General features: G+C 70.4%; 26 protein-coding genes. 21 read left to right on the top strand and 5 right to left on the bottom strand.

The features are described from left to right. Nucleotides 1-158 precede the first annotated feature (158 nt). Nucleotides 159-635 (bottom strand): glycine zipper 2TM domain-containing protein, encoded by a 477-nt coding sequence (locus tag E4F61_RS02590; protein WP_133478045.1) that lies wholly within the window; start codon nt 633-635, stop codon nt 159-161. 113 nt (nt 636-748) lie between these two features. After that, on the bottom strand, nt 749-1,201 hold the full coding sequence (locus E4F61_RS02585; protein WP_133478043.1) for a hypothetical protein: 453 nt from the start codon (nt 1,199-1,201) through the stop codon (nt 749-751). A gap of 88 nt (nt 1,202-1,289) precedes the next feature. Here E4F61_RS02585 and E4F61_RS02580 point away from each other — a divergent pair, with 88 nt between their 5' ends. Beyond that, nucleotides 1,290-2,102: a tRNA threonylcarbamoyladenosine dehydratase gene (locus tag E4F61_RS02580; RefSeq protein WP_133478041.1), complete on the top strand. Its 813-nt coding sequence runs from the start codon at nt 1,290-1,292 to the stop codon at nt 2,100-2,102. On the opposite strand, the gene E4F61_RS02575 is transcribed toward E4F61_RS02580, so the two are convergent. Continuing rightward, nucleotides 2,080-2,862 carry a TatD family hydrolase gene (locus E4F61_RS02575; protein WP_162301372.1) on the bottom strand — a complete coding sequence of 261 codons (783 nt, stop codon included), beginning with the start codon at nt 2,860-2,862 and terminating at the stop codon, nt 2,080-2,082. The two genes, E4F61_RS02580 and E4F61_RS02575, sit on opposite strands and share 23 nt — an antisense overlap. Then, nucleotides 2,859-3,071, bottom strand: coding sequence for a DUF6116 family protein (locus E4F61_RS02570; RefSeq protein ID WP_133478039.1), 213 nt, complete (start codon nt 3,069-3,071; stop codon nt 2,859-2,861). Before E4F61_RS02570 ends, E4F61_RS02575 begins: the two co-directional genes overlap by 4 nt. Before the next feature lie 155 nt (nt 3,072-3,226). Between E4F61_RS02570 and E4F61_RS02565 the strand changes: the two genes are divergently transcribed. From E4F61_RS02565 to E4F61_RS02545, 5 genes are all read left to right on the top strand, one after another. Then, complete coding sequence (locus tag E4F61_RS02565) at nt 3,227-4,063, top strand: glycine zipper 2TM domain-containing protein (protein ID WP_274380525.1); 837 nt, start codon at nt 3,227-3,229, stop codon at nt 4,061-4,063. A gap of 132 nt (nt 4,064-4,195) precedes the next feature. Beyond that, nucleotides 4,196-5,359 (top strand): acyl-CoA dehydrogenase family protein, encoded by a 1,164-nt coding sequence (locus tag E4F61_RS02560; protein ID WP_133478036.1) that lies wholly within the window; start codon nt 4,196-4,198, stop codon nt 5,357-5,359. Nucleotides 5,360-5,460: 101 nt separating this feature from the next. Beyond that, nucleotides 5,461-6,009 (top strand): GNAT family N-acetyltransferase, encoded by a 549-nt coding sequence (locus E4F61_RS02555; protein WP_133478034.1) that lies wholly within the window; start codon nt 5,461-5,463, stop codon nt 6,007-6,009. Further along, nucleotides 5,979-6,647, top strand: a complete 669-nt coding sequence (locus E4F61_RS02550; protein WP_425480095.1) for a glutathione S-transferase family protein — start codon at nt 5,979-5,981, stop codon at nt 6,645-6,647. Before E4F61_RS02555 ends, E4F61_RS02550 begins: the two co-directional genes overlap by 31 nt. Nucleotides 6,648-6,691: 44 nt before the next feature. After that, on the top strand, nt 6,692-8,977 hold the full coding sequence (locus E4F61_RS02545; RefSeq protein ID WP_133478030.1) for a thiamine pyrophosphate-dependent enzyme: 2,286 nt from the start codon (nt 6,692-6,694) through the stop codon (nt 8,975-8,977). 81 nt (nt 8,978-9,058) lie between these two features. On the opposite strand, the gene ygfZ is transcribed toward E4F61_RS02545, so the two are convergent. After that, nucleotides 9,059-9,796 carry a CAF17-like 4Fe-4S cluster assembly/insertion protein YgfZ gene (gene ygfZ / locus E4F61_RS02540; protein WP_238382769.1) on the bottom strand — a complete coding sequence of 246 codons (738 nt, stop codon included), beginning with the start codon at nt 9,794-9,796 and terminating at the stop codon, nt 9,059-9,061. 128 nt (nt 9,797-9,924) lie between these two features. On the opposite strand from ygfZ, the gene E4F61_RS02535 reads away from it, so the two are divergent. From E4F61_RS02535 to kdsB, 15 genes are all read left to right on the top strand, one after another. Further along, complete coding sequence (locus tag E4F61_RS02535; RefSeq protein ID WP_133478026.1) at nt 9,925-10,107, top strand: DUF1674 domain-containing protein; 183 nt, start codon at nt 9,925-9,927, stop codon at nt 10,105-10,107. Between the two features lie 50 nt (nt 10,108-10,157). Then, nucleotides 10,158-10,553: a succinate dehydrogenase, cytochrome b556 subunit gene (gene sdhC / locus E4F61_RS02530; protein ID WP_133478024.1), complete on the top strand. Its 396-nt coding sequence runs from the start codon at nt 10,158-10,160 to the stop codon at nt 10,551-10,553. Continuing rightward, complete coding sequence (gene sdhD, locus E4F61_RS02525) at nt 10,550-10,957, top strand: succinate dehydrogenase, hydrophobic membrane anchor protein (RefSeq protein WP_133478022.1); 408 nt, start codon at nt 10,550-10,552, stop codon at nt 10,955-10,957. The genes sdhC and sdhD overlap by 4 nt, the downstream gene beginning before the upstream one ends. 16 nt (nt 10,958-10,973) lie before the next feature. Next, nucleotides 10,974-12,767 carry a succinate dehydrogenase flavoprotein subunit gene (gene sdhA / locus E4F61_RS02520; RefSeq protein ID WP_133478020.1) on the top strand — a complete coding sequence of 598 codons (1,794 nt, stop codon included), beginning with the start codon at nt 10,974-10,976 and terminating at the stop codon, nt 12,765-12,767. Nucleotides 12,768-12,844: 77 nt separating this feature from the next. After that, nucleotides 12,845-13,627 carry a succinate dehydrogenase iron-sulfur subunit gene (locus E4F61_RS02515; RefSeq protein WP_133478017.1) on the top strand — a complete coding sequence of 261 codons (783 nt, stop codon included), beginning with the start codon at nt 12,845-12,847 and terminating at the stop codon, nt 13,625-13,627. A gap of 204 nt (nt 13,628-13,831) precedes the next feature. After that, nucleotides 13,832-14,080 carry an FAD assembly factor SdhE gene (locus tag E4F61_RS02510; RefSeq protein ID WP_133478156.1) on the top strand — a complete coding sequence of 83 codons (249 nt, stop codon included), beginning with the start codon at nt 13,832-13,834 and terminating at the stop codon, nt 14,078-14,080. Next, nucleotides 14,031-14,477: a hypothetical protein gene (locus tag E4F61_RS02505; protein WP_133478015.1), complete on the top strand. Its 447-nt coding sequence runs from the start codon at nt 14,031-14,033 to the stop codon at nt 14,475-14,477. Before E4F61_RS02510 ends, E4F61_RS02505 begins: the two co-directional genes overlap by 50 nt. A gap of 23 nt (nt 14,478-14,500) precedes the next feature. Further along, nucleotides 14,501-15,745, top strand: a complete 1,245-nt coding sequence (locus E4F61_RS02500; protein ID WP_133478013.1) for a lipoprotein-releasing ABC transporter permease subunit — start codon at nt 14,501-14,503, stop codon at nt 15,743-15,745. Next, a complete protein-coding gene (gene lolD, locus E4F61_RS02495) occupies nt 15,738-16,445 on the top strand; it encodes a lipoprotein-releasing ABC transporter ATP-binding protein LolD (RefSeq protein ID WP_133478011.1) in 708 nt (235 codons plus the stop codon). Before E4F61_RS02500 ends, lolD begins: the two co-directional genes overlap by 8 nt. 6 nt (nt 16,446-16,451) lie before the next feature. Next, on the top strand, nt 16,452-18,776 hold the full coding sequence (locus E4F61_RS02490) for a DNA internalization-related competence protein ComEC/Rec2 (RefSeq protein WP_133478009.1): 2,325 nt from the start codon (nt 16,452-16,454) through the stop codon (nt 18,774-18,776). Between the two features lie 17 nt (nt 18,777-18,793). Further along, nucleotides 18,794-19,423, top strand: coding sequence for a MotA/TolQ/ExbB proton channel family protein (locus E4F61_RS02485; RefSeq protein ID WP_133478007.1), 630 nt, complete (start codon nt 18,794-18,796; stop codon nt 19,421-19,423). Continuing rightward, nucleotides 19,423-19,857 carry an ExbD/TolR family protein gene (locus E4F61_RS02480; RefSeq protein WP_133478005.1) on the top strand — a complete coding sequence of 145 codons (435 nt, stop codon included), beginning with the start codon at nt 19,423-19,425 and terminating at the stop codon, nt 19,855-19,857. The genes E4F61_RS02485 and E4F61_RS02480 overlap by 1 nt, the downstream gene beginning before the upstream one ends. Then, entirely contained in the window at nt 19,854-21,602 is a 1,749-nt protein-coding gene (gene msbA, locus E4F61_RS02475; protein WP_274380524.1) for a lipid A export permease/ATP-binding protein MsbA, read from the top strand. The genes E4F61_RS02480 and msbA overlap by 4 nt, the downstream gene beginning before the upstream one ends. Beyond that, a complete protein-coding gene (gene lpxK / locus E4F61_RS02470; protein ID WP_133478003.1) occupies nt 21,602-22,600 on the top strand; it encodes a tetraacyldisaccharide 4'-kinase in 999 nt (332 codons plus the stop codon). The genes msbA and lpxK overlap by 1 nt, the downstream gene beginning before the upstream one ends. Next, a complete protein-coding gene (kdsB, locus tag E4F61_RS02465; RefSeq protein ID WP_133478001.1) occupies nt 22,597-23,364 on the top strand; it encodes a 3-deoxy-manno-octulosonate cytidylyltransferase in 768 nt (255 codons plus the stop codon). Before lpxK ends, kdsB begins: the two co-directional genes overlap by 4 nt. The last annotated feature ends 74 nt before the right edge of the window (nt 23,365-23,438 follow it).

Below are 23,438 nucleotides of genomic sequence, written 5' to 3'. Positions count from 1 at the left end.
CCTCGGGGGCTGGTGGGTCCGGAGTGGACCCGGCCGACGTTAACCCCCGGGTCAGCCCGGTGCATGCCGCAGCGCACCAAACGCAACCTGTGGACGGAACCGGACACGAAAACGGCCCCGCGAGGCGGGGCCGTTCATCGAAGCGTGACGCGGGTCGCTCAGCGCACCCAGGCGCGGCCGTTGTAGACGCGGACGCGGGTGCCCTCGCGGATGCCGCCCAGGTCGGTCTGGCTCACGACGGTCTCGCGACCATCGTCCATGCGCACATAGACGTTGTAGGTGCCGGTGCCGCCGGTCCCCATGTTGCGTTCGATCGCCGCGCCCGCCGCCGCACCCGCGGCCGCACCCGCCACGGTGGCGACGTTGCGCTTGCCGGTGCTGGAGTCGTTGGCGATCTGACGCCCGGCGGCCGCGCCCACCAGGCCACCGATCACTGCACCCGTGGTGCCGCTGCGCTGCGTGCCGACGACACCGGTGGTCTCGATCCTCGTAACCGTGCCGCAGTCGTAGCAGACGCCGCTGCTGGAGACGGGCGGCGGGCTGCCGGCATAGCTGCCGGGGTAGGTCGTCGCACAGGCCGACAGGCCGAGGACGGAGGCGGCGGCGACGGCGATCAGGCGCGGCTGGACGTTCATGGAGTACTCCCTTCGGCGGACCGGGTGGTCGCCATGCGGGCCGATGCTGGGAGCGCTCCGGTGAACACGGAATCAAACGCGCGGCGGACATTCAGCCGCGGGTTCGACACCGTTTATTCGTGGGTATAGCGGTGGCAGTCCTCGCAGGCGCGACCGATCTTCGCCGCCACGGCCTGCACGCCCGGGCAGTTCAGCGGCGGGCTGGCGAGCGATGCGTCCACCGTCGCGCGCAGCTCGCTCGCGTGCTTCGCGAACGTCGCGTCCTCGCGCATGTCCTTGAACGCCGGCTCGATGTCGTTGGCCAGCGTGCGCAGCGTCTGCAGGTGCGGGATGACGTCGGTCGCCGCGCAGCGGTTCTGCGTCACGTTGTCCTTCAGCGCGCGCATGTGCGCCGACATGACGTGCATGACCGCTTCGGGGTACGGGTCCCGGCGCTGCTCCAGCGTGCGCATGATCATGACGCTCGCGACGACGCCAACCACGAGGCCGAGCAGCGCCATGAAGAAGTAGCGGGAGCCGTTTCCACGGCGGGCGGGGCTGGGCGGCGGGGTGTTCACGTCGGGCATCGGCCGGGTTCCGCGGAAGGGTCGGCGGACATTACCACGCAGCTTCGGGGGCCTCTGTCGTCACGCCGCGAGCCCCTAGAATGCCGGGATGCAGACGTACAACCTCGATCCCGCCTGGGCGGAGCGCTTCGCGGGAATCGACCGCCTTTACGGCACGGGGAGCATCGAACGCCTGTCGCGCTGCCGCGTCGCCGTCGTCGGACTCGGCGGCGTGGGCTCGTGGGTCGCCGAAGCGCTCGCGCGTTCGGCAGTCGGGTATCTCCGGCTGATCGACGCCGACGACATCTGCGTCTCGAACGTCAACCGCCAGTTGCCCGCATTGGAGGGCACCTTCGGGCACGCGAAGGTCGCGGCCATGGCGGCGCGCTGCGAGCGCATCAATCCCTTGATGGACGTGGAGCCGGTGCCGGCGTTCGTCACCGCGACGAACCTGGAGACGCAGCTGGACGCGCAGCTGGACCTCGTGGTCGACGCGTGCGACAGCTTCCGCAGTAAGGTCGAGATGATCGCGTGGTGCAGGCGCCGCAAGCTGCCGATCGTGGTCAGCGGCTCGGCGGGCGGACGCACCGATCCCACGCTCGTCCGCGTGCGCGATCTTTCGCGGACGGAGCACGACGCGATGCTCGCGCTGGTGCGTAAGAAACTTCGCGGCGAATTCAACTTTCCGCGCAACAAGGACCGCTACTTCGGCGTGCCGGCGGTCTACTCGCTGGAGAACGTGCGGTATCCGCAGTCCGACGGCAGCGTCTGCGGCGTGCGCCCGTCGAACGAAGGCGAGGGCGGGCTGAAGCTGGATTGCGGCGGCGGCCTGGGCGCGGCCACCCACCTCACCGGCGCGTTCGCGTTCGCGATGGCCGGCAAGGCGATCGAGCTCCTGCTCAAGGCGAAGGCGACGGCCTGAGGCGGAAAACGCGTTCGGCGTTCGCGGTCGTCGCTCGCGCGACGTCCGTCGCCGGTACGCCGCGCAGCGTCGCGATCGTCTCGAGCACGCGGACCAGGCGGGCGGGTTCATTGCGCGCGCCGCGCGCCTCCGCATCCGGCTGGTCGGGCGCATCGGTCTCGAGCACGAGGAACTCAAGAGGCATCGTCGCGGCGAGCGTGCGCAGGCGGTTCGCGCGCGGGTAGGTCACCGGTCCGCCCAGGCCCACGAGGAAGCCCTCGCGCCAGAGGGTTTCCGCCTGCTGCCGGCTTCCCGAGAAGCTGTGCACGACGCCGCGCAGCGCGCCGACCCGGCGGATCGCCGCGATCACGGCGTCGACCGCGTGGCGCGCATGCACGATCACCGGCAGGTCGAAGTCCCGCGCGATCCGCAGCTGTGCGTCGAAGAGGGCGGCCTGCCGCGCCGGGTCCAGGTCCTCGACGAAGTGGTCGAGCCCGCACTCGCCGACCGCGACCGGCCGTTCGCGCTCGATCCATTCGCGCAGTTGGTCGAGGTGCGCGTCGCGGTGCCGGTCCAGGTAGACGGGATGGAGCCCGTAAGCGGGATGCAGGCCCTCGAAGCGCGCGCACGCGTCGCGCAGGCCCGGCCAGCCGTCGGCGTGTATGGCGGGCACCACCTGTCGCCGCACCCCGGCCACGCGCGCGCGCTCGACCACCGCTTCGCGGTCGGGATCGAACTCGGCCACGTCGATGTGCGCGTGGCTGTCCACCAGCTCGATCATCGGCGCGACGAAACGGGTGGCAGCTCCTTCCTGCGCTTCCAGTTGGCGAACAGCATCGTCGCGAGGCCGAGCAGGATCTCGTCGGCGAACGGGACGATGTCCGGCACCAGCATGTCGACGACGAACAGCAGCGCCGTGATGCGGAACAGGGTGGGATGCTGGAGCTTCTCCGCCCAGCGCATGAACGGCTTGATCAGGTATCGGGTCATGGTCACCTCGCGCACGGACGCTAGCACGCGACACGTGCAGCGCCGCGTGCGGATCGCTGAACCGAATGCGTGATCGACCGGTGACGCTCCGGGCCCGTTCAGGATCGCGGTGCTCGAATCCGTCCATGCCAGATGGGTCTGGCGTGGAGCTTTCCATGGACAAGAACATTCTTGCGGTCGCCCTGGGTTCGATGCTGCTCGGCGGCGTCGCGGTCGCGGCCTACAACAGCATCAACCACGACGAACCCGCGCAGTCGTTCCAGCCGATGCGCGCGCCGCAGGCCGCCGCGGGCGCCACCCAGCTCGACGCGTCCACCGCGTTGCAGGCGCAGATCGCCCCGACCGCGCCGCAGTTCGCCGCCGCGGACGCGCCGCGCATGGCGTATGCCGACGTCGTCGACGTGGATCCGGTCCGCAAGTCCAGCCCGCGCTACGCGTCGGTGATCGACGTCGATCCGGTGAAGGAGACGAGCACGACGAGCTCGCCGCGCCAGGTCTGCAACGACGTCGTGGTGCAGGACCGCCTTCCCGAGCGCGACGGCAACGTCGGCGGCACGGTGGCCGGCGCGCTGATCGGCGGCCTCGTCGGCAACCAGGTCGGCGGCGGCAACGGCCGCAAGCTCGCCACGGTGGCCGGCGCGGTGGGCGGTGGCTTCGTGGGCAACCGCGTCGACCGCAACCATGTCGGCGGCCGCGTGGTCGAGCGCGTCGATCGCCAGTGCCACACGGTGACCGACACGTCGCAGAGCTCGCGCACGGTCGGGTACACGGTCACGTACCGCAGCCCCGACGGCACCGTCGGCACCCAGCGCATGGGCAGCCGCCCGGGCAGCCGCATCCGCGTGGGCACCGACAACGCCGTCGTCGGGTACGACGTGACGTACCGCTACGAGGGCGCCGAGCGCACCGTCCGCATGGACGAGCGACCGGGCGAGCGCCTGCCGGTCGTCGACGGACGCGTGGTGACCGGTACTGCCGTCGCGTCGCGCTGACCGCTGCGATCGACCACGGAAAGGGCCGGGCAACCGGCCCTTTCTTTTTGCGTGGACGGCGGCCGGGGTGTCGAGGATTTGTGACGGGGCCTACAATGCCGGGCTCCCGCCGCCCGAACGTCCAATTGCCCCATGGCCCTGAATCCGTACGACCTCTACGACGTCCGTTCGCTCCTGTCCGAAGAAGAGCGTGCCGTCCAGGACACCGTGGCGCGCTTCACCGACGAGCGCGTGATCCCGATCATCGGCGAATGCTTCGACGAGGGCCGCTTTCCGCGCGAGCTGGTCGCCGAGATCGCGGAGATGGGCCTGCTGGGCTCCTCGCTGCCGGAGACGTACGGCTGCGCCGGCCTCAACGCGGTCAGCTACGGCCTGATCTGCCAGGAACTCGAGCGCGGCGATAGCGGCATCCGCAGCTTCGTATCGGTGCAGAGCTCGCTCTGCATGTACCCGATCTACGCCTACGGCACCGAAGAGCAGCGCATGCGCTGGCTGCCGGACATGGCCGCGGGCAAGGTCATCGGCTGCTTCGGCCTGACCGAGCCGCACGGCGGCTCCGACCCGGCCAACATGAAGACCAACGCGCGCCGCGACGGCGACGACTGGATCCTCAACGGCTCCAAGATGTGGATCACCAACGGCAACCTCGCCGACATCGCGATCGTCTGGGCGCAGACCGACGAGGGCATCCAGGGCTTCGTGATCGAGAAGGGCATGCCCGGCTTCGCGGCGCAGGAAATCAAGCACAAGATGTCGCTGCGCGCGTCGGTCACCAGCGGCCTGTTCTTCGACAACGTGCGCGTGCCGGAAGCGAACCGCCTGCCGAACGTGAAGGGTCTCAAGGGCCCGCTCGGCTGCCTCACGCAGGCGCGCTACGGCATCACCTGGGGCCCGATCGGCGCCGCGATCGCCTGTCTCGACGAGGTGGTCAACTACACGAAGGAGCGCATGCTGTTCGGGCGGCCGGTCGCCGCCACGCAGAGCGCGCAGATCAAGATGGCCGACATGGCGCGTCGCATCACGCTCGCGCAGATGCTCGTGCTGCAGCTCGGCCGCCTGAAGGATGCCGGCACCATGCAGCCCACGCAGGTGTCGCTGGCGAAGTGGAACAACTGCCGGATGGCGATCGACATCGCGCGCGAGTGCCGCGACCTCCTCGGCGGCGCCGGCATCACCACCGAGCACGCCGCGATCCGCCACGCGCTGAACCTCGAGTCCGTGATCACGTACGAAGGTACGGAAACGGTGCACCAGCTCGTCGTGGGCCGGGAGCTGACCGGCATCAACGCGTTCTGATCGACGGAGCCGGCCCCCCGGCCGGTCCCCGAGTCGGCGCCGGCGTGCGGCGCCGTTCGAATCGTCCGCGACGCACGCGTCGCCGAGCAGAGGAAGCGAGCATGTCGGAGCACGGCCCCCGCCTGGAAACCGAGCGGTTGATCCTGCGCCAGTGGCGGCAGGACGACTTCCCGCGCTACGCGGAAATGTTCACCGCACCCGAGACGCACCACATCGGCGGCCCGCTGGTGCTGGGCGACGCCTGGCGACGCTTCCTGCAGATGCCGGGCGCTTGGGCACTCCAGGGTTTCGGCATGTTCGCGATCGAAGAGAAGGCGACGGGTCTCTGGATGGGCCAGGCCGGCCCGTGGCAGCCCGCGGGTTGGCCGGGCACGGAGGTCGGGTACGCGCTGCATCCCGACGCTTGGGGCAAGGGCTACGCCACGGAAGCCTGCGCGGCGGCCATGGACTGGGCATTCGACAACCTCGGCTGGACGGAGATCATCCACTCGATCGACGTGGCCAATACCGCGTCGCAGAACGTCGCAAGGCGCCTCGGCGCGACGAACCGCGGGCGCGGCGTGTTCCAGCCGCCGCACGACAGGTTCCAGATCGACATCTGGAGCCAGACGCGCGACGAGTGGCGTGCGCGTCGCGGGGCCGCGGCGTGATCACCGTCAACGGCTTTTCGTCGTCGGGCAATTGCCACAAGGTGCGGTTGCTGCTCGAGCAACTCGGCCGCCCGTACCGGTGGGTTGAGACCGACAGCAGCACGGGCGCGACACGCACGCCCGGGTACCTCGCGAAGAATCCCAACGGCAAGGTGCCGATGCTCGAACTCGACGACGGGCGCGTCCTCGTCGAGTCCAATGCGATCCTGTGCTGGCTCGCGGAGGGCACGCCCTACCTGCCGGCCGATGCCTGGCAGCGCGCCCAGGCCCTGAGCTGGATGTTCTTCGAGCAGTACAGCCACGAGCCGTACATCGCGGTCGCGCGCTTCATCTGCGGCTGGACCCCGGCCGATTCGCCGCGCCGCGCGGACCTGCCTCGCCTGCGCGAGCGCTCGCACGATGCGCTGCGCGTGATGGAGCGGCACCTGCAATCGCACGACTGGTTCACCGGTGACGCCTACGGCATCGCCGACATCGCCCTGTTCGCCTACACCGACGTCGCGCCGCACGGCGGCGTGTCGCTCGACGACTACCCGGCGATGCGCCGCTGGCTGTCCCGCGTGCGCGCCACGCCCGGCTTCGTCGCGATGGTCGACCCCGATGCGCGTGCCGCCGCGCTGATCGCACATTCCTCCTGATATCCCACGACGCACGGCGGGTCGCGACCCGCCCGGATGACCGCATGGCCGCCACGCTCCCGAACCCGATTCCCGCCCGCATGAAAGGGCTCAACCGCGCCGAGATCTGCGACGTCAATTTCAGCGAGTTCGTAACAGCCTGGGACGGCCGGCCCGACGCGCGTCCCGCGCCGACCGAAGCGATCCTGGACGGCAGCGCACTCGATGCGCGCGGTTTCCGCGAGTTGTTCGAGTCGCAGCTGATCAGCCGCCACCTGGACCTGATGGCGCGCGTGCTGCGCGTGCAGAACAAGGTCTTCTACACAATCGGCAGCAGCGGGCACGAGGGCAACGCGATGGTCGCGCGGCTGACGCGCCACACCGATCCGGCGTTCCTGCATTACCGCTCCGGCGGTTTCATGGCCGAGCGGTTCCGCAAGCTTCCGGGCATGGATCCGGTCATGGATTCGGCGCTCAGCTTCGCCGCGAGCGCGGAAGACCCGGCCAGCGGTGGGCGCCACAAGGTATGGGGCAGCAAGCCGTTGTGGGTGTTGCCGCAGACGTCGACGATCGCCTCGCATCTGCCGAAGGCGCTCGGCACCGCGATCGCGATCGAGACCGCGCGCCGTATCGGCCACGCGCTGCCGATTCCGGACGACTCGATCGCGATCTGCTCGTTCGGCGACGCGTCCTCCAACCACGCGACGGCGCAGACGGCGTTCAATGCCGCGGCCTGGACCGCTTACCAGAAGCTCCCGGCGCCCGTGCTGTTCGTCTGCGAGGACAACGGCATCGGCATCTCGGTCAAGACGCCGACTGGCTGGATCGCCAACCGCTTCCAGCAGATGCCCGGTCTCGATTACTTCTTCGCCGACGGCCTCGACCTCGCGTCCGGCTACGGCGACGTGCAGCGCGCCGTGGAGCACTGCCGACGCACGCGGCGCCCGACGTTCCTGCACCTCAAGACCACGCGGATCATGGGCCATGCCGGCACCGACTTCGAGATCGAATGGCGCTCGATCGAGGAGCTGTGCGCCGTCGAGGCCAGCGACCCGTTGCTGCGGTCCGCCGCCATCGCGCTGGAGTCGGGCCTGATGTCGAAGGACGAGGTGATCGAGCTCTACGAGTCGACGCGACGCAAGTGCTTCGCCGCCGCGGAGGAAGCCGATCGCCGCCCGAAGATCCAGACGCTGGAGGAGGTGATCGCGCCGCTCGCGCCGTACACGCCCGCGGCGGTGAAGGCCGAAGCCGAGCGCACGGACTACGCGCAGCGCCGCACCGACGTGTTCGGCGGTGAGGCGAAGCTGCCGGAGGCCCAGCCGCCGCGTCATCTCGCGATCCAGATCAACAACGCGCTGCACGACCTGTTCGCGAAGTATCCGGAGACCTTGCTGTTCGGCGAGGACGTCGCGCAGAAGGGCGGCGTCTATACGGTGACCAAGGGCCTCTACAAGGCGCTTGGCCCGCGCCGCGTGTTCAATACGCTGCTCGACGAGACGATGATCTTCGGCCTCGCACAGGGCTTCGCGAACATGGGCATGCTGCCGGTGCCCGAGATCCAGTACCTCGCGTATTTCCACACCGCGGGCGACCAGATCCGCGGCGAGGCGTCGAGCCTGCAGTTCTTCAGCAACGACCAGTACCGCAATCCCCTGGTCGTGCGCATGGCGGGCTTGGGCTACCAGCGTGGCTTCGGCGGGCACTTCCACAACGACAACTCGATCACCGCGTTGCGGGATATCCCGGGCCTGATTGTGGGTTGTCCCTCGCGCGGCGACGATGCCGTGACGATGTTGCGCACGCTGATGGCGCTGGCGAAGGTCGATGGCCGCGTGAGCATCTTCCTCGAGCCGATCGCGCTGTACATGACCAAGGATCTGTACGAGCCGGGCGACGGCCTGTGGCTCACGCAGTTCCCTGCGCCGGGCGAGGCCATGGCGGTGGGCGAGGGCCGTGCCTACGGCGAGGGCGACGACCTCGTCATCGTGACGTACGGCAACGGCGTGCCGATGAGCCTGCGCGCCGCGCGGCGCATCGAGGCGCAGCACGGCTGGAAGGTCCGCGTGGTCGATCTGCGATGGCTCGTGCCGCTCAACGACGCGTGGATCGTTGAGCAGGCGCGGTCGGCCCGGCGCGTGCTGGTGGTCGACGAGGGACGCCGCAGCGCCAGCGTGGGCGAGGGCGTCATCACCGCGCTGGTCGAAGGCGGGCTCGGCGAAACGCGGTTGGCGCGCGTGGTCGGCGCGGACACGTACACGCCGCTCGCCGGGGCGGCGTTCCTGGTGATTCCCGGTGACGACGAGATCGTCGAGGCGGCCGCGACGCTCGCGCGCCGCGACGCCTCGTCCTGACGGACGCCATGCAGCTCGCGGTATCGGCACCCGGCTGCGCAGCCCTGCGGACGGCCCGGGTGAAGCGGAACCCCGTCGTCCTCAGCGTGAGAGCCCGTCCTCGAACGTGAGGCGATCGATGGTGGCGTCACCGAGACGGTAGCTCGCGTCGGCCGGTTCGAGCGGCAGTACGGCGAGCGCCTCGTCGCCGACGCAGGCGACGATCGCGCCGACGTCGCGACCGCCCGCGTCGTGCACGACGTCGCCGGCCTTCGCGCCTGCTGCACGTACGCGTGCGAGGCCGCGCTTGGCGCGCCCGAGGAAATGCGTGCGCGCGACGATTTCCTGGCCCGGATAGCAGCCCTTCTTCACGCTGAAGGCGTGCAGGCGCTGCAATGACAGCTGCTGGGGCGTCCAGTCGGCCAGCCTGGCGCCGGGAACGGCGGGCCAGCCGTGCACGATGTCGAGGCGCCACCAGGCGGCCTCGCCCGCGGGCGAAGGCTGCGCTGAGCCGGGCGCCAAACGCAGCGTGCGTGCGCCGCCATCGGCCGACAGGTCGAGCTCGACCGAGTCGCCGTCGCGCGCGAACGTGGCGCCGCGCGCGGCGGCCGGCGTGCGGAGCGCGCCCGACGTCTGCAGCGGCAGGGCGCCGATGCGCACCTTGCTGCGGAAAATGAAACGGGAAAGCGCCGTGTCGAACGCGTCGTCCGCGGTGGTCACCAGCCAGAGTGTTTCGGCGTCGACCCGCAGCAACGCGAACAGCGCCTGCACGCGCCCCTTCGGGTCGAGCCAGCCGTTCCACTGCCAATGGCCATCGGCGAGCGCGGCGACGTCGTTCATGAACTGCGCCTGCGCGAATGGCACGGCATCGCGTCCGACGAGTGCGATCGCGCGTAGCCCGGGAAGCGCGAAGGTTTCCGCGTTTCCATACTGCGGGTTGTCAGACATAGGGCCCGGACTTAAGCTAGATGGCTGGAATGATAGGCCACACGCCCCCCGAGTCCCCGCAGGAAACCCCGGAAAATCCGCTTTCCGGCGACACGCCTGCGACCCCCGCGCAGCCGCTTCGGCGCGAGATCGGCGGGCGCCCCGGTCCCGAGCCGACGCGCTACGGGGATTGGGAAAAGGACGGCCGCTGCATCGATTTCTAGCGTCGCCCGCAATGCCCGCGGCAGCGCCGCATCCGAACGAGAGCCTCCGCATGGCGTACCGCGAACGTCCGTTGTCACCGCACCTGCAGGTCTACCGCTGGCAGGTGCAGATGGTCAGCTCCATCCTGCATCGCGCGACGGGAGTCGTCCTTTCGCTCGGCAGCCTGCTGATCGCCTGGGGCCTCGTCGCCCTCGCCGGGGGTGCGCAGAGCTGGGACGATTTCACCGACGCCGCCCGCTCGCCGCTCGGCTTCCTCCTGATGTTCGGCTGGTCGTGGGCGCTGGCCTACCACCTGCTCAACGGCATCCGTCACCTGCTGCAGGACGTAGGCGTCGCCGTCGCCGTGCCGGATTTCGTCAGGAGCGCCTGGATCTCGATCGTTGGCAGCCTCGTGCTCACCGCGGTGATCTGGGTGCTGGCGATGCAGAAGTGGGGTGCCGCATGAGCACGAATGCCGGTCGTCGACCGCCGACCCTGCGCCATCCTCTGAAGGTCGCCCGCGGCCTCGGCTCCGCGAAGGACGGCACGCACCATTTCGTCGTCCAGCGCGTGACCGCCATCGCGCTCGTCCTGTTGGCACTCTATGCGGTGGGCCTGGTCGTTTCCCTGGTGGGCGCGGATTTCGCGACGGTCCGCGCGCGCGTCGGCCACCCGGTCAACGCGACGCTGCTGATCGCGTTCCTGATCACCAACTTCTGGCACGCGCGCCTCGGCCTGCAGGTGATCGTCGAGGACTACGTCCACACGGCGCTGCGCTACACCGCGCTGCAGCTCTTCATCGTCTTCGCGTGCTGGATCGCGGGCCTCGCCAGCGTCCTCGCCGTCGTGCGCGTCATGCTCGGCGCCTGATTTCCGGAATCCATCGATGCCCGCTGCCTATCCCATCCAGGAACACACCTTCGACATGGTCGTCGTCGGCGCCGGCGGCGCCGGTCTGCGCGCCACGTTCGGCCTCGCCCAGAAGGGCCTGAAGACCGCCTGCATCACCAAGGTGTTCCCGACGCGCTCGCACACGGTGGCGGCGCAGGGCGGCGTGGCCGCCGCGCTCGCGAACATGGGCGAAGACGACTGGCGCTACCACTTCTTCGACACGGTGAAGGGCAGCGACTGGCTGGGCGACCAGGACGCGATCGAGTACATGTGCCGCGAGGCGATCCCGGCGATCGTCGAGCTCGAACACTACGGCGTGCCGTTCTCGCGCACCGAGGACGGCCGCATCTACCAGCGCCCGTTCGGCGGCATGACCACGCGCTTTGGTGAAGGCCCGCCCGCGCAGCGCACCTGTGCGGCGGCCGACCGCACCGGCCACGCGATCCTGCACACGCTCTACCAGCAGTCGCTGGCGCACGACGCGCAGTTCTTCATCGAGTACTTCGCGCTCGACCTGATCATGGATGCCGACGGCGTCTGCCGCGGCGTGCTCGCGCTCGACATGGCGTCGGGCACGCTGCATCTGTTCCGCGCGCACGGCACCGTGCTCGCGACCGGTGGCTATGGCCGCGCGTACTTCAGCGCGACGTCGGCCCACACCTGCACGGGCGACGGCGGCGGCATGGTCCTGCGCGCCGGCCTCGGCATGCAGGACATGGAATTCGTGCAGTTCCACCCGACCGGCATCTACGGCGCCGGCTGCCTCATCACGGAAGGCGTGCGAGGCGAGGGCGGCATCCTGCGCAACAGCAACGGCGAGCGCTTCATGGAGCGCTACGCACCGAGCGTGAAGGACCTGGCGCCGCGCGACATGGTGAGCCGCGCGATGACGATGGAGATCCGCGAGGGTCGCGGCGTCGGCGAGCATCACGACCACATCCTGCTCGACCTCACGCACCTCGGCCCCGAGGTCATCCACGAGAAGCTGCCGGGCATCGCGGAATCCGCGCGCATCTTCGCCGGCGTCGACGTCGAGAAGCAGCCGATTCCGGTCATTCCGACCGTCCACTACAACATGGGCGGCATCCCGACCAATTTCCACGGCGAGGTCGTGCAGTTGCGCGGCGACGATCCGGATGCGGTCGTGCCGGGCCTGTACGCCATTGGCGAGGCGGCCTGCGTGTCCGTGCACGGCGCGAACCGCCTGGGCTCCAACTCGCTGCTCGACCTGGTGGTGTTCGGTCGTGCAGTGGCCAATCGTTGTGCCGAGACGATCCGTAGTGACGCGCCGCACGCGCCGCTGCCGGCCGACGCCTGCGACAAGGCGCTGTCGCGCCTGGATGCCCTGCGCAATGCCGATGGCGGCACGCCGACCTCGGTGATCCGCGACAGGATGCAGCGCACGATGCAGGCCGACGCCGCGGTGTTCCGCACCGGCGAGACGCTCGCCGACGGCGTGCGCAAGATGCGCGACATCCACGCGTCGTTCGCGGACGTGCGCGTCAGCGACCGCTCGCTGGTCTGGAATTCGGACCTCATCGAGACGTTCGAGCTGGCCAACCTTCTCGACCAGGCGCTGGTCACGATCGTGTCGGCGGAGAACCGCACGGAGTCGCGCGGCGCCCATGCGCGCGAGGACTTCCCGGAACGCGACGACGCCAACTGGATGAAGCACACGCTGTGCTGGATCGACGACGCGGGCAATACGCGGATCGATTACCGGCCCGTCCACGCCTACACGCTGACCAACGACGTCGCCCCGGTGCCGCCGAAGAAGCGCGTCTATTGATGCCGTGACGCGGGTTGCGTGATGGGCGCTCGCCCGTCGGCAGGTCCGAATCACGTTCACGAATCACGGAAGCCGCCATGGCCGAATTCAGCCTCCCGAAGAACTCGAAGATCCAGAAGGGCCGTCACTTCGCCGCCAGCGGCGCGAAGCAGCCGCGCGTCTTCAAGGTCTACCGCTGGAACCCGGACGACGACGCAAATCCGCGCGTCGATACGTACGAGGTCGACCTCGCGACGTGCGGTCCGATGGTTCTGGACGCGCTGATCAAGATCAAGAACGAGATCGACCCGACGCTGACGTTCCGTCGCTCCTGTCGCGAAGGCATCTGCGGCTCGTGCGCGATGAACATCGACGGTACGAACACGCTCGCCTGCACGAAGGCGATCGACGACTGCCGCACCGGCGAGGTAGCGATCTATCCGCTGCCGCACATGCCGGTGGTCAAGGACCTGGTTCCGGACCTTACGCATTTCTACGCGCAGTACGCGTCGATCAAGCCGTGGCTGCGCACACAGAGCCCGACGCCGAGCGATCGCGAGCGCCTGCAGTCGCCGGACGACCGCAAGAAGCTCGACGGCCTCTACGAGTGCATCCTGTGCGCCTGCTGCTCGACCAGCTGCCCGAGCTACTGGTGGAACGGCGATCGGTACCTCGGTCCGGCGATCCTGTTGCAGGCCTACCGCTGGATCGTCGACTCGCGCGACGAGGACACCGGCGCGCGCCTGGACGACCTCGAGGATCCGTTCAAGCTCTACCGTTGCCACACGATCATGAATTGCGCGCGCACCTGCCCGAAGGGGCTGAACCCGGCACGCGCGATCGGCGAGATCAAGAAGCTGATGCTCGCGCGCCGCGTCTGACGCCGGCATGGACGCGAGCGCGTTCGGCTGCGCGACCGTTCCGATCGCGGTCGTGAGGGACTGCGTCCGCGGCCCCGTGCCCGTGGGACCGTGGCGCTTGCCGAGAGATCGCAGCGTCTCGCGTTTCGCACAGCCGTGCTCGACCCGCAATGCCGCGGCCTTCGCCATGCGCTGGCACTGGGACTTGCGCTGGCAGGCCTCGCGATGACGCAGGACGTCGAACTGAAGGCGCTGCGCTGGCGATGCCGCCGGGGCATGCGCGAGCTCGACCAGTTGCTCGAGCGCTGGCTCGACCGGTGCTGGGCGTCGTCGTCCGACACGGAGAAGGAAGTTTTCCGACGGTTGCTCGCGACCGAGGACGATAAGCTCTGGCGCGCCTTCCTCGGACATGACCGCCTCGACGATGACGACGCGCAGCAACTGGTCCATCGCATCGCCGACCTTGCGCCTTGAGCTTCGGCCCTCGCGCAGACTTGCCGCCGCACTGCAACTGATCGGGCTCCTCGGCGGGGCAGGGCTGTTCCTGACGAACCTTCCGGCCGCGGCCGCGTGGTCGCTGGCGCCGCTCGTCGTCGTCTGGGGCGGCCTCCTGGCCCGGCGGGTCCTGCGAGCGCCGGCGGTCGGCATGGTGTTCGGCGCCGACGGCCGCGTGCACGTGGACGGCGCCAAGGTCGACGAGTTCATCCTCGACGCAAGGGGGCCGTTGACGTGCATGGCCTGGCGATCGGACGGCCGGCGCCGTCGGCTAGTCGCGTGGCCCGACGCGGTAGCCGCCCCGCTGCGCCGTGAACTGCGCCTGTGGCGACTCGCGCACCGTGCGGACGCGTCCACACGGCCGGTGGCACCATAGCCGGTCCACCGGGCAGGCATCGCATGTTCACACCCATTCCCGTCGCCATCGGCCTGCGCTACCTGCGGGCCAAGCGCCGCAACGGCTTCATCTCCTTCATCTCGCTGGCGTCGATCCTCGGGATCGCGCTTGGGGTGGCCGCGCTGATCACCACGCTCGCGGTGATGAGCGGCTTCCAGCGCGAGATCCGCGATCGAATGCTGCAGATGGTCGCGCACGCCACCGTCAGCGGTTACGGCGAGCCGATCGTCGACTGGCACGGCGCCATCCGGAAGGCGACCGCCGACAAGCGCGTCGCCGGCGCGGCGCCCTACGTGGAGGCGCAGACGCTGCTGTCGGGGCCCCGCAAGCAGCCGGCGATCGTGCGAGGCATCCTGCCGGCGGAAGAGCGGAAGGTTTCCGTGATCGCGTCCAAGATGGTGCAGGGTCGCCTGGACGACCTGAAGCCCGGCTCGTTCAACATCGTGCTCGGGCGCGAGCTCGCCGTTTGGATGGGAGTGAGCCAGGGCGACGACGTGGTGATGATCACGTCCGAAGCGCTGAGCACGCCGATGGGCGCGGTGCCGCAGATGAAGCGCTTCCACGTCAGCGGCATCTTCGAGGCCGGCTACAACGAATACGACCGCGGCATGGCCTTCGTGCACATGCAGGACCTGCAGCGCGTGCAGCGCATGGGCGAGGGCGTGACCGGCGTGCGGCTGCGCCTGTACGACATGGACCAGGCCTGGGAAGTCGCGCGCGACCTCGCGCTGTCGCTCGGCGGCCCGTACCGCGTGAGCTCGTGGGCCGACGAGAACGCCAACATGTTCCGCGCGCTCAAGATGGAAAAGACCATCATGGCGATCCTGCTGTCGCTGATCATCGCGATGGGCGCGTTCAACCTGGTGTCGTCGCAGGTGATGCTCGTCACCGACAAGCAGGCGGACATCGCCATCATGCGCACGCTCGGGCTGACGCCGCGCGGCGTGATGCAGGTCTTCATGGTGCAGGGCACTCTCATCGGCGTCATCGGCACGGTGCTGGGCGTGATCACCGGCATCGTGCTGACGCTCAATCTCGAACACATCCTGCATGCGATCGAGTCCGTGCTCGGCGTGCAGCTTCTGCCGGAGGACGTCTACTACATCACCGGCCTGCCGACCGACATGCAGCCGAGCGACATCGCGATCATCGCGAGCATCGCGCTGGTGATGGCCTTCCTCGCCACGATTTACCCGGCCTGGCGCGCCTCGCGTACGCCGCCGGCGGAGGCGCTCCGCTATGAATGAACCCACCGACGACGCTGTCATCCGGGCGAGTGCGCTCGGCAAGACATACGCCGAAGGCAAGTTGCGCACGCCGGTGTTCGACGGGCTCGAGCTGAGCGTGCGCAAGGGCGAGACGGTCGCGATCCTCGGGGCATCCGGCGCCGGCAAGAGCACGCTGCTGCACCTGCTCGGCGGACTGGACACCCCGACGTCGGGCGAGGTCTACGTCGACGGCCATCGCATGAGCGCGCTGTCGGACGCGGAGCGCGGCCGACTGCGCAATCGCGCGCTGGGCTTCATCTACCAGTTCCACCATCTGCTGCCCGAGTTCACCGCGCTCGAGAACGTGGTGCTGCCGGTCGTGCTGGGCGGTGTGTCGGTGGCGGAAGCGGAGAAGCGCGCTACCGCGCTGCTCGAATCCGTCGGCCTCGGGCATCGCCTCGACCACAAGCCCGGTGAGCTGTCGGGCGGCGAGCGCCAGCGCGCCGCCGTCGCGCGCGCACTGGTGAATCGGCCCGGGTGCGTGCTGGGCGACGAGCCCACCGGCAACCTCGACGAGAAGACGGCCGCCACCGTGTTCGACCTGATGCTGGCGCTCAATCGCGACCAGCGGACCAGCCTGGTGCTGGTGACGCACGACCGCCGCCTCGCCCGCAAGCTCGACCGCGTGCTGGAACTGCACGAGGGGCGATTGCGCGAGCTCGCGCCGGACGAGGTCTAGTCCGGCATGCGCGCGGCAGGGACGCCGCTCATCACACCGGTCGCCGCGCTCGCGCTGCTGGCGGGCGTGTGCGCCACACTGGCCGCGCCGCGGGTCGCGCCGGCCGCCGTGTCCGTCGCGCTGGCCGTGGCCGGTTTCGCGATCGCTATCCGGCGTCGGCAGGCAGGCTGGGCCGGCGCGGCGCTGCTCGGCGCCGGACTCGCCGGCCTGCACGCCGCGTACGCACTGTCGGTGCAGCTGCCCGCGTCGCCGCCTCGGCACGAGCTCGTCGTCACCGGGACGATCAGCGGCCTGCCGCGCGTGGAGGCGCGACGGACCGCGTTCCTGTTCGACGTGGACGACGGCCCGCCCATTGCCGGCCACACCGTGCGCATCGCCTGGTACGCCGATCGGGGCCGACAGGCGCCGGTGCTGCATGCGGGCGAGCGCTGGCGACTCGCGGTGCGGCTGCGGGCGCCGCGCGGCCTGCGCAACCCGGGTGGATCGGACGGGGAAATGCATGCGTTCGCCGACCGCATCGCCGCGACCGGCTACGTGCTCGACGGCGAACGGCTTGCGCCCGCCGCGGGCCTGCAGGGCTGGCGCGACCGCGAAGCCGCGCGGATCGAACGGGCCATCGGCGCGCCCGGAGAGCGCTTCATCCGAGCGCTCGCCCTCGGCGACACGCGCGGGCTGACCGATGACGACTGGACGCGCCTGCGGGCGGACGGCCTCACGCACCTGATCGCGATCAGCGGCTTCCACGTCGGCATGGTGGCGGGTGCTTTCGCGTTGCTGGTGCGGCTCGTGTGGTGGCTGGTGCCCGCGCTCGGTCGGCGGATACCCGCGCGGCTGGCGGCTGCCGTCATCGGCACCGTCGCGGCAATCGCATATGCGGCTGCGTCGGGCTTTTCGCTGCCGACGGTACGGACGCTGCTGATGATCGCGGTCGTCGCGATGGCGCAGCTCGCCCGTCGCGCGATCGCGATGCCGCAGGTGCTCGCGATGGCGGCGATCGCGATGCTGCTCGTCGACCCGCTCTCGGTGCTGTCGGCGGGTTTCTGGCTGAGCTTCGCCGGTGTTGCGTGGCTGTTGTGGTGCATGCCGCGCGCGGGCGGGTCGCCGGTGCGGGATCTGCTGCGGGCACAGGGCGTGGCGACGATCGGCCTCCTGCCGCTGACCGTCGTCCTCTTCGGGCAGGCCTCGCTGGCCGGGCCGGTCGCCAACCTGGTGGCGGTGCCGTGGTGGAGCCTCGTGGTCGCGCCGCTGTCGGTGGCGGGCGTGGCGCTCGACGCGCTTCACCCGGCCGCGAGCGCGGCGGCATGGCGCGCGGCCTCCTGGTGTTTCGACGTTGCATGGCCGCTGTTCGAGCGCCTCGCCGCCACGCCCCTGTCGCTGTGGTACCTGCCCGAAGCGGCGCCCGTGGCGGTGGCCCTGGCGCTGGTCGGCGCCGGCTGGGGCCTGATGCCCCGCGGCACGCCGGGGCGGGCGCTTGCGATGGTCCTGTGGCTGCCGCTGCTCTGGCCCGACCGGCATGCGCCGGCTTCCGGCGACGTCGAGGTGATGGCGATCGACGTGGGGCAGGGTCTGTCCGTGCTCGTCCGCACCCATGGCCACGCGCTGCTGTACGACATGGGGCCCGCCGTCCCGGACGGTTCTGACGCCGGCGAGCGCTCCGTGGTGCCGGTCCTGCACGCACGCGGGCTGGCGCGCCTCGACCGGCTGGTGGTCAGCCACGCCGACCTCGACCACGTAGGCGGGCTGCCGAGCGTGCGCCGCGAAGCACCCGGAGGCGACCTGCTCGCGCCGGACGGCGCCGGCGTCGACGGGGCACGCCCCTGCCTCGCCGGGCAGACGTGGCGGTGGGACGGGGTGCGCTTCGTGTTCCTCCACCCACCGCCCGAGTTTCCGTACCTCGCCAACGATTCCAGCTGCGTGCTGCGCATCGAGGCGCGCCACGGCAGCGTGTTGCTCACCGGCGACATCAGCGGTCGCGTCGAGGAGCGCCTGCTCGCGGAGGACCCGGCGGCGATCCGCGCGGATGTCGTTTTCGTGGCCCACCACGGCAGCCGGCATTCGTCCGACGGCGCGTTCATCCGGGCGACGGGCGCCCGCCACGCGGTGTTCTCGACAGGCCACGCGAACCGGTTCCATCACCCCGACAGCGGCGTGGCGCAACGCTGGGCAGGCGCCGGCGCACGGCTCTGGAACACCGCGGACGCGGGCGCGGTCACCCTCCGGCTCGACGCCGGCGGACCGCACGTTTCGACGCAACGGGGCTCGGCTTCGCGGTTGTGGGACGCGACGCGGCGGAGCGGTGCGGACGCTGGGCTATCCTACGGCCGCAACTGACCGCCTCCGGAGGGGACGTGCTCGAACTCGTGAAAGCCGGCGGCTGGCCGATGATCCCGCTGCTGATGTTGTCGGCCCTCGCGCTCGCGCTGATCGTCGAGCGCAGCTGGGCGCTGCGCCGCAGCCGCGTGATGCCGCCGCGTCTGGGCGACGAAGTCCGCGTCTGGGCCGCGCGCGGCAGCCTGGATCCCGCGCACATCGAATCGCTTCGACAGACCTCGCCGCTCGGCACGCTGCTGGCCGCGGTGCTCGACATGCGCACCCGCTCGCGCGAGGTGATGCGTGAGCGTGTCGAGGACGTCGGTCGCCACCTCGTGCACCGGATGGAGCGCTACCTCAACTCGCTCGGCACGATCGCCGCCGCAGGGCCGCTGCTGGGGCTGTTCGGCACCGTCGTCGGCATGATCCAGATGTTCCTCGGCATCCTCGACTACGGCATCGGTGACGTGAACCAGCTCGCCGGCGGCATCGGCAAGGCGCTGGTCTGCACCGCCACCGGCATGATCGTGGCGATTCCCGCGCTGGTAGCGCATCGCTGGTTCCGTGGCCGCATCGCCGAGTACATCGTCGAGATGGAGCACGAGGCGATCGCGCTGATGGACGTGGTCGAGTCCCGCAGCGCGCGGCCGGTGCCGCAGGCCGCCTGATGCGCATCGGTGCGCACCGACCGGTCGACGAGCCGGAGATCAACCTGGTGCCCCTGATCGACGTCATCCTGACGCTGGTCATCTTCTTCGTCGTCACGGCGACCTTCGAGGGCCGCTCGGCATTGAAGCTCGAGCTGCCGAAGGCGGGCGGCGAGGCGGCGCAGGCACGCGATCCGCTGGTGGTGCTGGTGAACGCGCAGGGCCGTTACTTCGTCCAGGACCGCGAGGTCATCCGCGACGATCTGGCATCGCTCAAGTCGACCATCGGCGAGCTCGGCGGCAGCGATCGCGAACGCCCGGTGATGCTGCGCGCCGATGCGCGCACGCCCTACCAGGCGGTGATCACCGCGCAGGAGGCGCTGGGCCAGCTCGGCTACCGGCACATCCTGCTGGCGGTCGCCACGCCGACCGAGAAGAAGGCGGCCGCGAAGTGACCGAGCACCGTTCGGCCTGGCCGACGTACCGGCGCCTGCAGCAGTTCGCACGGCCCTATCGCACGATGATGGGCGTGGGCTTCGTCGCCATGGCGCTCGAGGCCGCGGCCGGCGGCCAGTTCACCCGCCTCATGCAGCCGATCATCGACCGCAATTTCGTGGCGCCGTCGGCACGCTTCGACTGGACGCTGCCGCTGGCGATCGTCGGTCTGTTCGTGGCCCGCGGCATCGCCGGCTACATCACCGACATGGCGATGGCGCGTGCCGGCCGGAGCATCGCGCGCGACCTGCGCGTGCACGTGCTGTCCAAATACCTGCGCCTGCCGGGCCTGCGCTTCGACACGGAGCCCGTGCCGTCGATGCTCACGCGGCTGGGCTCGGACAGCGACCAGGTCGCGCTCGCGGCGGTCGACGCGCTGAAGGTGATGCTGCAGCAGTCGTTCCAGGTCATCGTGATGCTGGGCGTCATGTTGCTGCAGAGCTGGAAGGTGACGCTCGCGATCCTCGTGCTCGCGCCGCCGCTGGGCTGGATCATGGACAAGGTCGGTCGGCGCTACCGGCGCATCGGCCACCGCATCCAGGAGAGCGGGGCGCTGCTGCTGCAGCTCGCCGACCAGTCGCTGGGCAACCACCAGGAAGTGAAGGTCTACGGCGCGCAGGGCGTGGAAACCGCGCGTTATTCCGCGCAGGCCGACAGCTACCTCAAGCTCGCGCTGAAGGTCGAGTCCACCCGCAGTATCTCGTCGGCGATGGTGCAGCTGATGGGCGCCATCGGGCTCGCTGCGCTGCTCGTGCTCGCGGGCCATGAAGCCGCGGAAGGGCGACTCACCGCCGGCGGCTTCGTCGCGCTGATGATGTCGATGATGGCCATCATCCCGGCGATCAAGCAGCTCACCAACGTGCAGGGCATGCTCCAGCGTGGCGTCGCCTCCGCCGATCGCCTGTTCGAGGTGCTGGACCTGCCCGACGAGGTCGACAGCGGCACCCGCCCGCTCGAGCGCGCGCGGGGCGAGATCGAGTTCCGCGGGGTCGGCGCGCGCTATCCCGGCCAGTCCCAGCCGGCACTCTCGGACATCAGCTTCGTCGCGCGGCCGGGGACGGTCACCGCGATCGTCGGCCGCTCGGGCAGCGGCAAGTCGACGCTGATCAAGCTCATCCCGCGCTTCTACGACATCGAATCCGGCGAGATCCTGCTCGACGGGCATCCCATTGACGAATACCGGCTCGCCGACCTGCGCCGCCAGATCGCACTCGTCGGGCAGCAGGTCATGCTGTTCGACGGGTCGATCGCCGCCAATGTCGCGTACGGCGAGCTCGCCGACGCCACGGACGATCGCCTCGATGCCGCGATCGCCGGCGCGAACGCGGCCGAGTTCGTCGATCGCATGGCCGAGCGTGCGCATACGCCGATCGGCGTGCGCGGTGGGCGGCTCTCCGGTGGGCAACGGCAGCGGCTCGCGATCGCTCGCGCGATGCTGAAGGACGCGCCGATCCTGATTCTCGACGAGGCCACGGCCGCGCTCGACACCGAGTCCGAGCGGCTGGTGCAGGACGCGCTCGAGCGCCTGATGCCCGACCGCACCACGCTGGTGATCGCGCACCGCCTGTCGACCATCGAACACGCCGACCATGTGCTTGTGCTCGACCAGGGCCGCATCGTCGAGCGCGGCACGCACGCCGAACTGCTCGCGCACGGCGGCCTCTACGCCCACCTGCACCGCATGCAGTTCCGCGAGGCGGGCTGATGCCGCGCACGCCGCGCCACTGGTACGGCGATGCGCCCGTGCCGCTCGTCGCGCGCGCGCTGGAGCCGGTGTACGGGGCCGTGACTGCGCTGCGTCGAGCGATGTACTCGCGCAAGCTCCTGCGCGCGCGCCACCCCGGCGTGCCGGTCGTCGTGGTCGGGAACATCACGGCGGGCGGGACGGGCAAGACGCCGTTCACCGTCGCGCTCGTGCGCCGCCTGGGCGAGGCCGGCTGGACGCCGGGTGTGGCGACCCGCGGGTACGGCCGCGAAGGGCGCGAAGCGCTCTGGGTCGACGGCGAGTCGTCCGCGGCGATTGCGGGAGACGAGCCGGTGCTGATCGCACGGCGCACCGGCGCGCGCGTGCGGGTCGATGCCGACCGCGCGGCGGCCGCGAAGGCACTGGCCGCGGCCGGCTGCGACATCGTGGTCTGCGACGACGGCCTGCAGCACTACCGGCTCGCCCGCGACCTCGAGATCGAGATCATCGACGGGCACCGCCGCTACGGGAACGGGCGGCTCCTGCCCGCCGGCCCCCTGCGCGAGGATGTCGAACGCGCCGCGCGCTGCGATTTCCACGTCCTGAACGTCGGCGACGGCACGCAGGGCGAAGCCGGTTTCGGTGAGTGGCCGATGCGCGTGACCGCGGGCGACGCGATGCCGCTGCAAGGGCGACGCCCGCGTCCGCTGGCTGCATTCGCGGGGCAACGCGTGCATGCGGTGGCCGGCATCGGCGACCCCGAGCGGTTTTTCCGGACGCTCCGGGCCCGGGGCATCGCCGTGGTGCCGCATGCGTTTCCCGACCACCACGTGTTTCGGGCGGAGGACCTCGCGTTCACCAGCCCGCTGCCGGTGCTGATGACCGAAAAGGACGCGGTGAAATGCGCGGCCTTCGCACCCGACAACAGTTACGCGGTGCCCGTCGACGCCGAACTGCCCGAGGCGTTCTGGGCGGCGCTGCTCGACCGCATCGAACGCTTCCGGAGACGCCCCGAATGACGGGTTTCGTCGTCGCCATCCCGGCCCGCCACGCGGCCACGCGCCTGCCGGGCAAGCCGTTGCGGCCGCTGGCCGGCGAGCCGCTGGTGCTGCACGTCGCCCGCCGCGCGCTCGAGGCCGGCGCCCGCGAGGTGTGGGTGGCGACGGACGATGCGCGCATCGCCGACGCGCTGTCCGGAACCCCGGTGCGCATCGCCATGACGGCCGCCGACCACGCCTCGGGCACCGACCGCCTCGCGGAATGCGCGCGCCTGGCGGGCTGGGGCGACGATACGATCGTGGTGAACCTGCAGGGCGACGAGCCGTTCGCGCCGGTCGCCGGGATCCGCGCGGTGGCGGAACTCCTCGACGCGTCGAGCGCACCGATGGCCACGCTCGCGGCGGTCATCGACGACGTCGAGCAGCTGCTCGACCCGAACGCGGTGAAAGTCGTGGCCGATGCCACCGGCCACGCCCTGTATTTCAGCCGCGCACCGATCCCGTGGCCGCGCGATGCGTTCGCGCGCTCGCGCGACGTCCTGCCGCCGGACGGCCCCTGGCTGCGCCACATCGGCATCTACGCCTACCGGGCAGGCTTCCTGCAGGCGTTCGCGTCGATGCCGCCCGGGCGGCTGGAATCGATCGAGTCGCTGGAGCAGTTGCGTGTGCTGGAGGCGGGCCATCGGATCGCGGTCGCGGTGACGCCCGCGCCGTTTCCGCCGGGCGTGGACACGCCCGAGGACCTCGCGCGTGCCGAGCGCCACCTGGCCAGCATCCGCGGCTGAACGCGGCGGTGGCGCCGGCGGCGACTTCTCACCGCCTGCGCCCGGCTGCCGGATAATCGCCGCATCCCCCGCGC

Source organism: Cognatilysobacter segetis, assembly GCF_004359965.1.
In the GTDB taxonomy this organism is placed as follows: domain Bacteria; phylum Pseudomonadota; class Gammaproteobacteria; order Xanthomonadales; family Xanthomonadaceae; genus Cognatilysobacter; species Cognatilysobacter segetis.
This window is presented reverse-complemented; position numbering and strand designations above follow the sequence as displayed.

Excerpts from the sequence above, each read along its gene's own strand:
- E4F61_RS02590 (WP_133478045.1), bottom strand. The coding sequence starts at position 635 with ATGAACGTCCAGCCGCGCCTGATCGCCGTCGCCGCCGCCTCCGTCCTC.
- E4F61_RS02585 (WP_133478043.1), bottom strand. The coding sequence starts at position 1,201 with ATGCCCGACGTGAACACCCCGCCGCCCAGCCCCGCCCGCCGTGGAAAC.
- E4F61_RS02580 (WP_133478041.1), top strand. The coding sequence starts at position 1,290 with ATGCAGACGTACAACCTCGATCCCGCCTGGGCGGAGCGCTTCGCGGGA.
- E4F61_RS02575 (WP_162301372.1), bottom strand. The coding sequence starts at position 2,862 with ATGATCGAGCTGGTGGACAGCCACGCGCACATCGACGTGGCCGAGTTC.
- E4F61_RS02570 (WP_133478039.1), bottom strand. The coding sequence starts at position 3,071 with ATGACCCGATACCTGATCAAGCCGTTCATGCGCTGGGCGGAGAAGCTC.
- E4F61_RS02565 (WP_274380525.1), top strand. The coding sequence starts at position 3,227 with ATGGACAAGAACATTCTTGCGGTCGCCCTGGGTTCGATGCTGCTCGGC.
- E4F61_RS02560 (WP_133478036.1), top strand. The coding sequence starts at position 4,196 with ATGGCCCTGAATCCGTACGACCTCTACGACGTCCGTTCGCTCCTGTCC.
- E4F61_RS02555 (WP_133478034.1), top strand. The coding sequence starts at position 5,461 with ATGTCGGAGCACGGCCCCCGCCTGGAAACCGAGCGGTTGATCCTGCGC.
- E4F61_RS02545 (WP_133478030.1), top strand. The coding sequence starts at position 6,692 with ATGGCCGCCACGCTCCCGAACCCGATTCCCGCCCGCATGAAAGGGCTC.
- ygfZ (WP_238382769.1), bottom strand. The coding sequence starts at position 9,796 with ATGAACGACGTCGCCGCGCTCGCCGATGGCCATTGGCAGTGGAACGGC.
- E4F61_RS02535 (WP_133478026.1), top strand. The coding sequence starts at position 9,925 with ATGGCTGGAATGATAGGCCACACGCCCCCCGAGTCCCCGCAGGAAACC.
- sdhC (WP_133478024.1), top strand. The coding sequence starts at position 10,158 with ATGGCGTACCGCGAACGTCCGTTGTCACCGCACCTGCAGGTCTACCGC.
- sdhD (WP_133478022.1), top strand. The coding sequence starts at position 10,550 with ATGAGCACGAATGCCGGTCGTCGACCGCCGACCCTGCGCCATCCTCTG.
- sdhA (WP_133478020.1), top strand. The coding sequence starts at position 10,974 with ATGCCCGCTGCCTATCCCATCCAGGAACACACCTTCGACATGGTCGTC.
- E4F61_RS02515 (WP_133478017.1), top strand. The coding sequence starts at position 12,845 with ATGGCCGAATTCAGCCTCCCGAAGAACTCGAAGATCCAGAAGGGCCGT.
- E4F61_RS02510 (WP_133478156.1), top strand. The coding sequence starts at position 13,832 with ATGACGCAGGACGTCGAACTGAAGGCGCTGCGCTGGCGATGCCGCCGG.
- E4F61_RS02505 (WP_133478015.1), top strand. The coding sequence starts at position 14,031 with ATGACGACGCGCAGCAACTGGTCCATCGCATCGCCGACCTTGCGCCTT.
- E4F61_RS02500 (WP_133478013.1), top strand. The coding sequence starts at position 14,501 with ATGTTCACACCCATTCCCGTCGCCATCGGCCTGCGCTACCTGCGGGCC.
- lolD (WP_133478011.1), top strand. The coding sequence starts at position 15,738 with ATGAATGAACCCACCGACGACGCTGTCATCCGGGCGAGTGCGCTCGGC.
- E4F61_RS02490 (WP_133478009.1), top strand. The coding sequence starts at position 16,452 with ATGCGCGCGGCAGGGACGCCGCTCATCACACCGGTCGCCGCGCTCGCG.
- E4F61_RS02480 (WP_133478005.1), top strand. The coding sequence starts at position 19,423 with ATGCGCATCGGTGCGCACCGACCGGTCGACGAGCCGGAGATCAACCTG.
- lpxK (WP_133478003.1), top strand. The coding sequence starts at position 21,602 with ATGCCGCGCACGCCGCGCCACTGGTACGGCGATGCGCCCGTGCCGCTC.
- kdsB (WP_133478001.1), top strand. The coding sequence starts at position 22,597 with ATGACGGGTTTCGTCGTCGCCATCCCGGCCCGCCACGCGGCCACGCGC.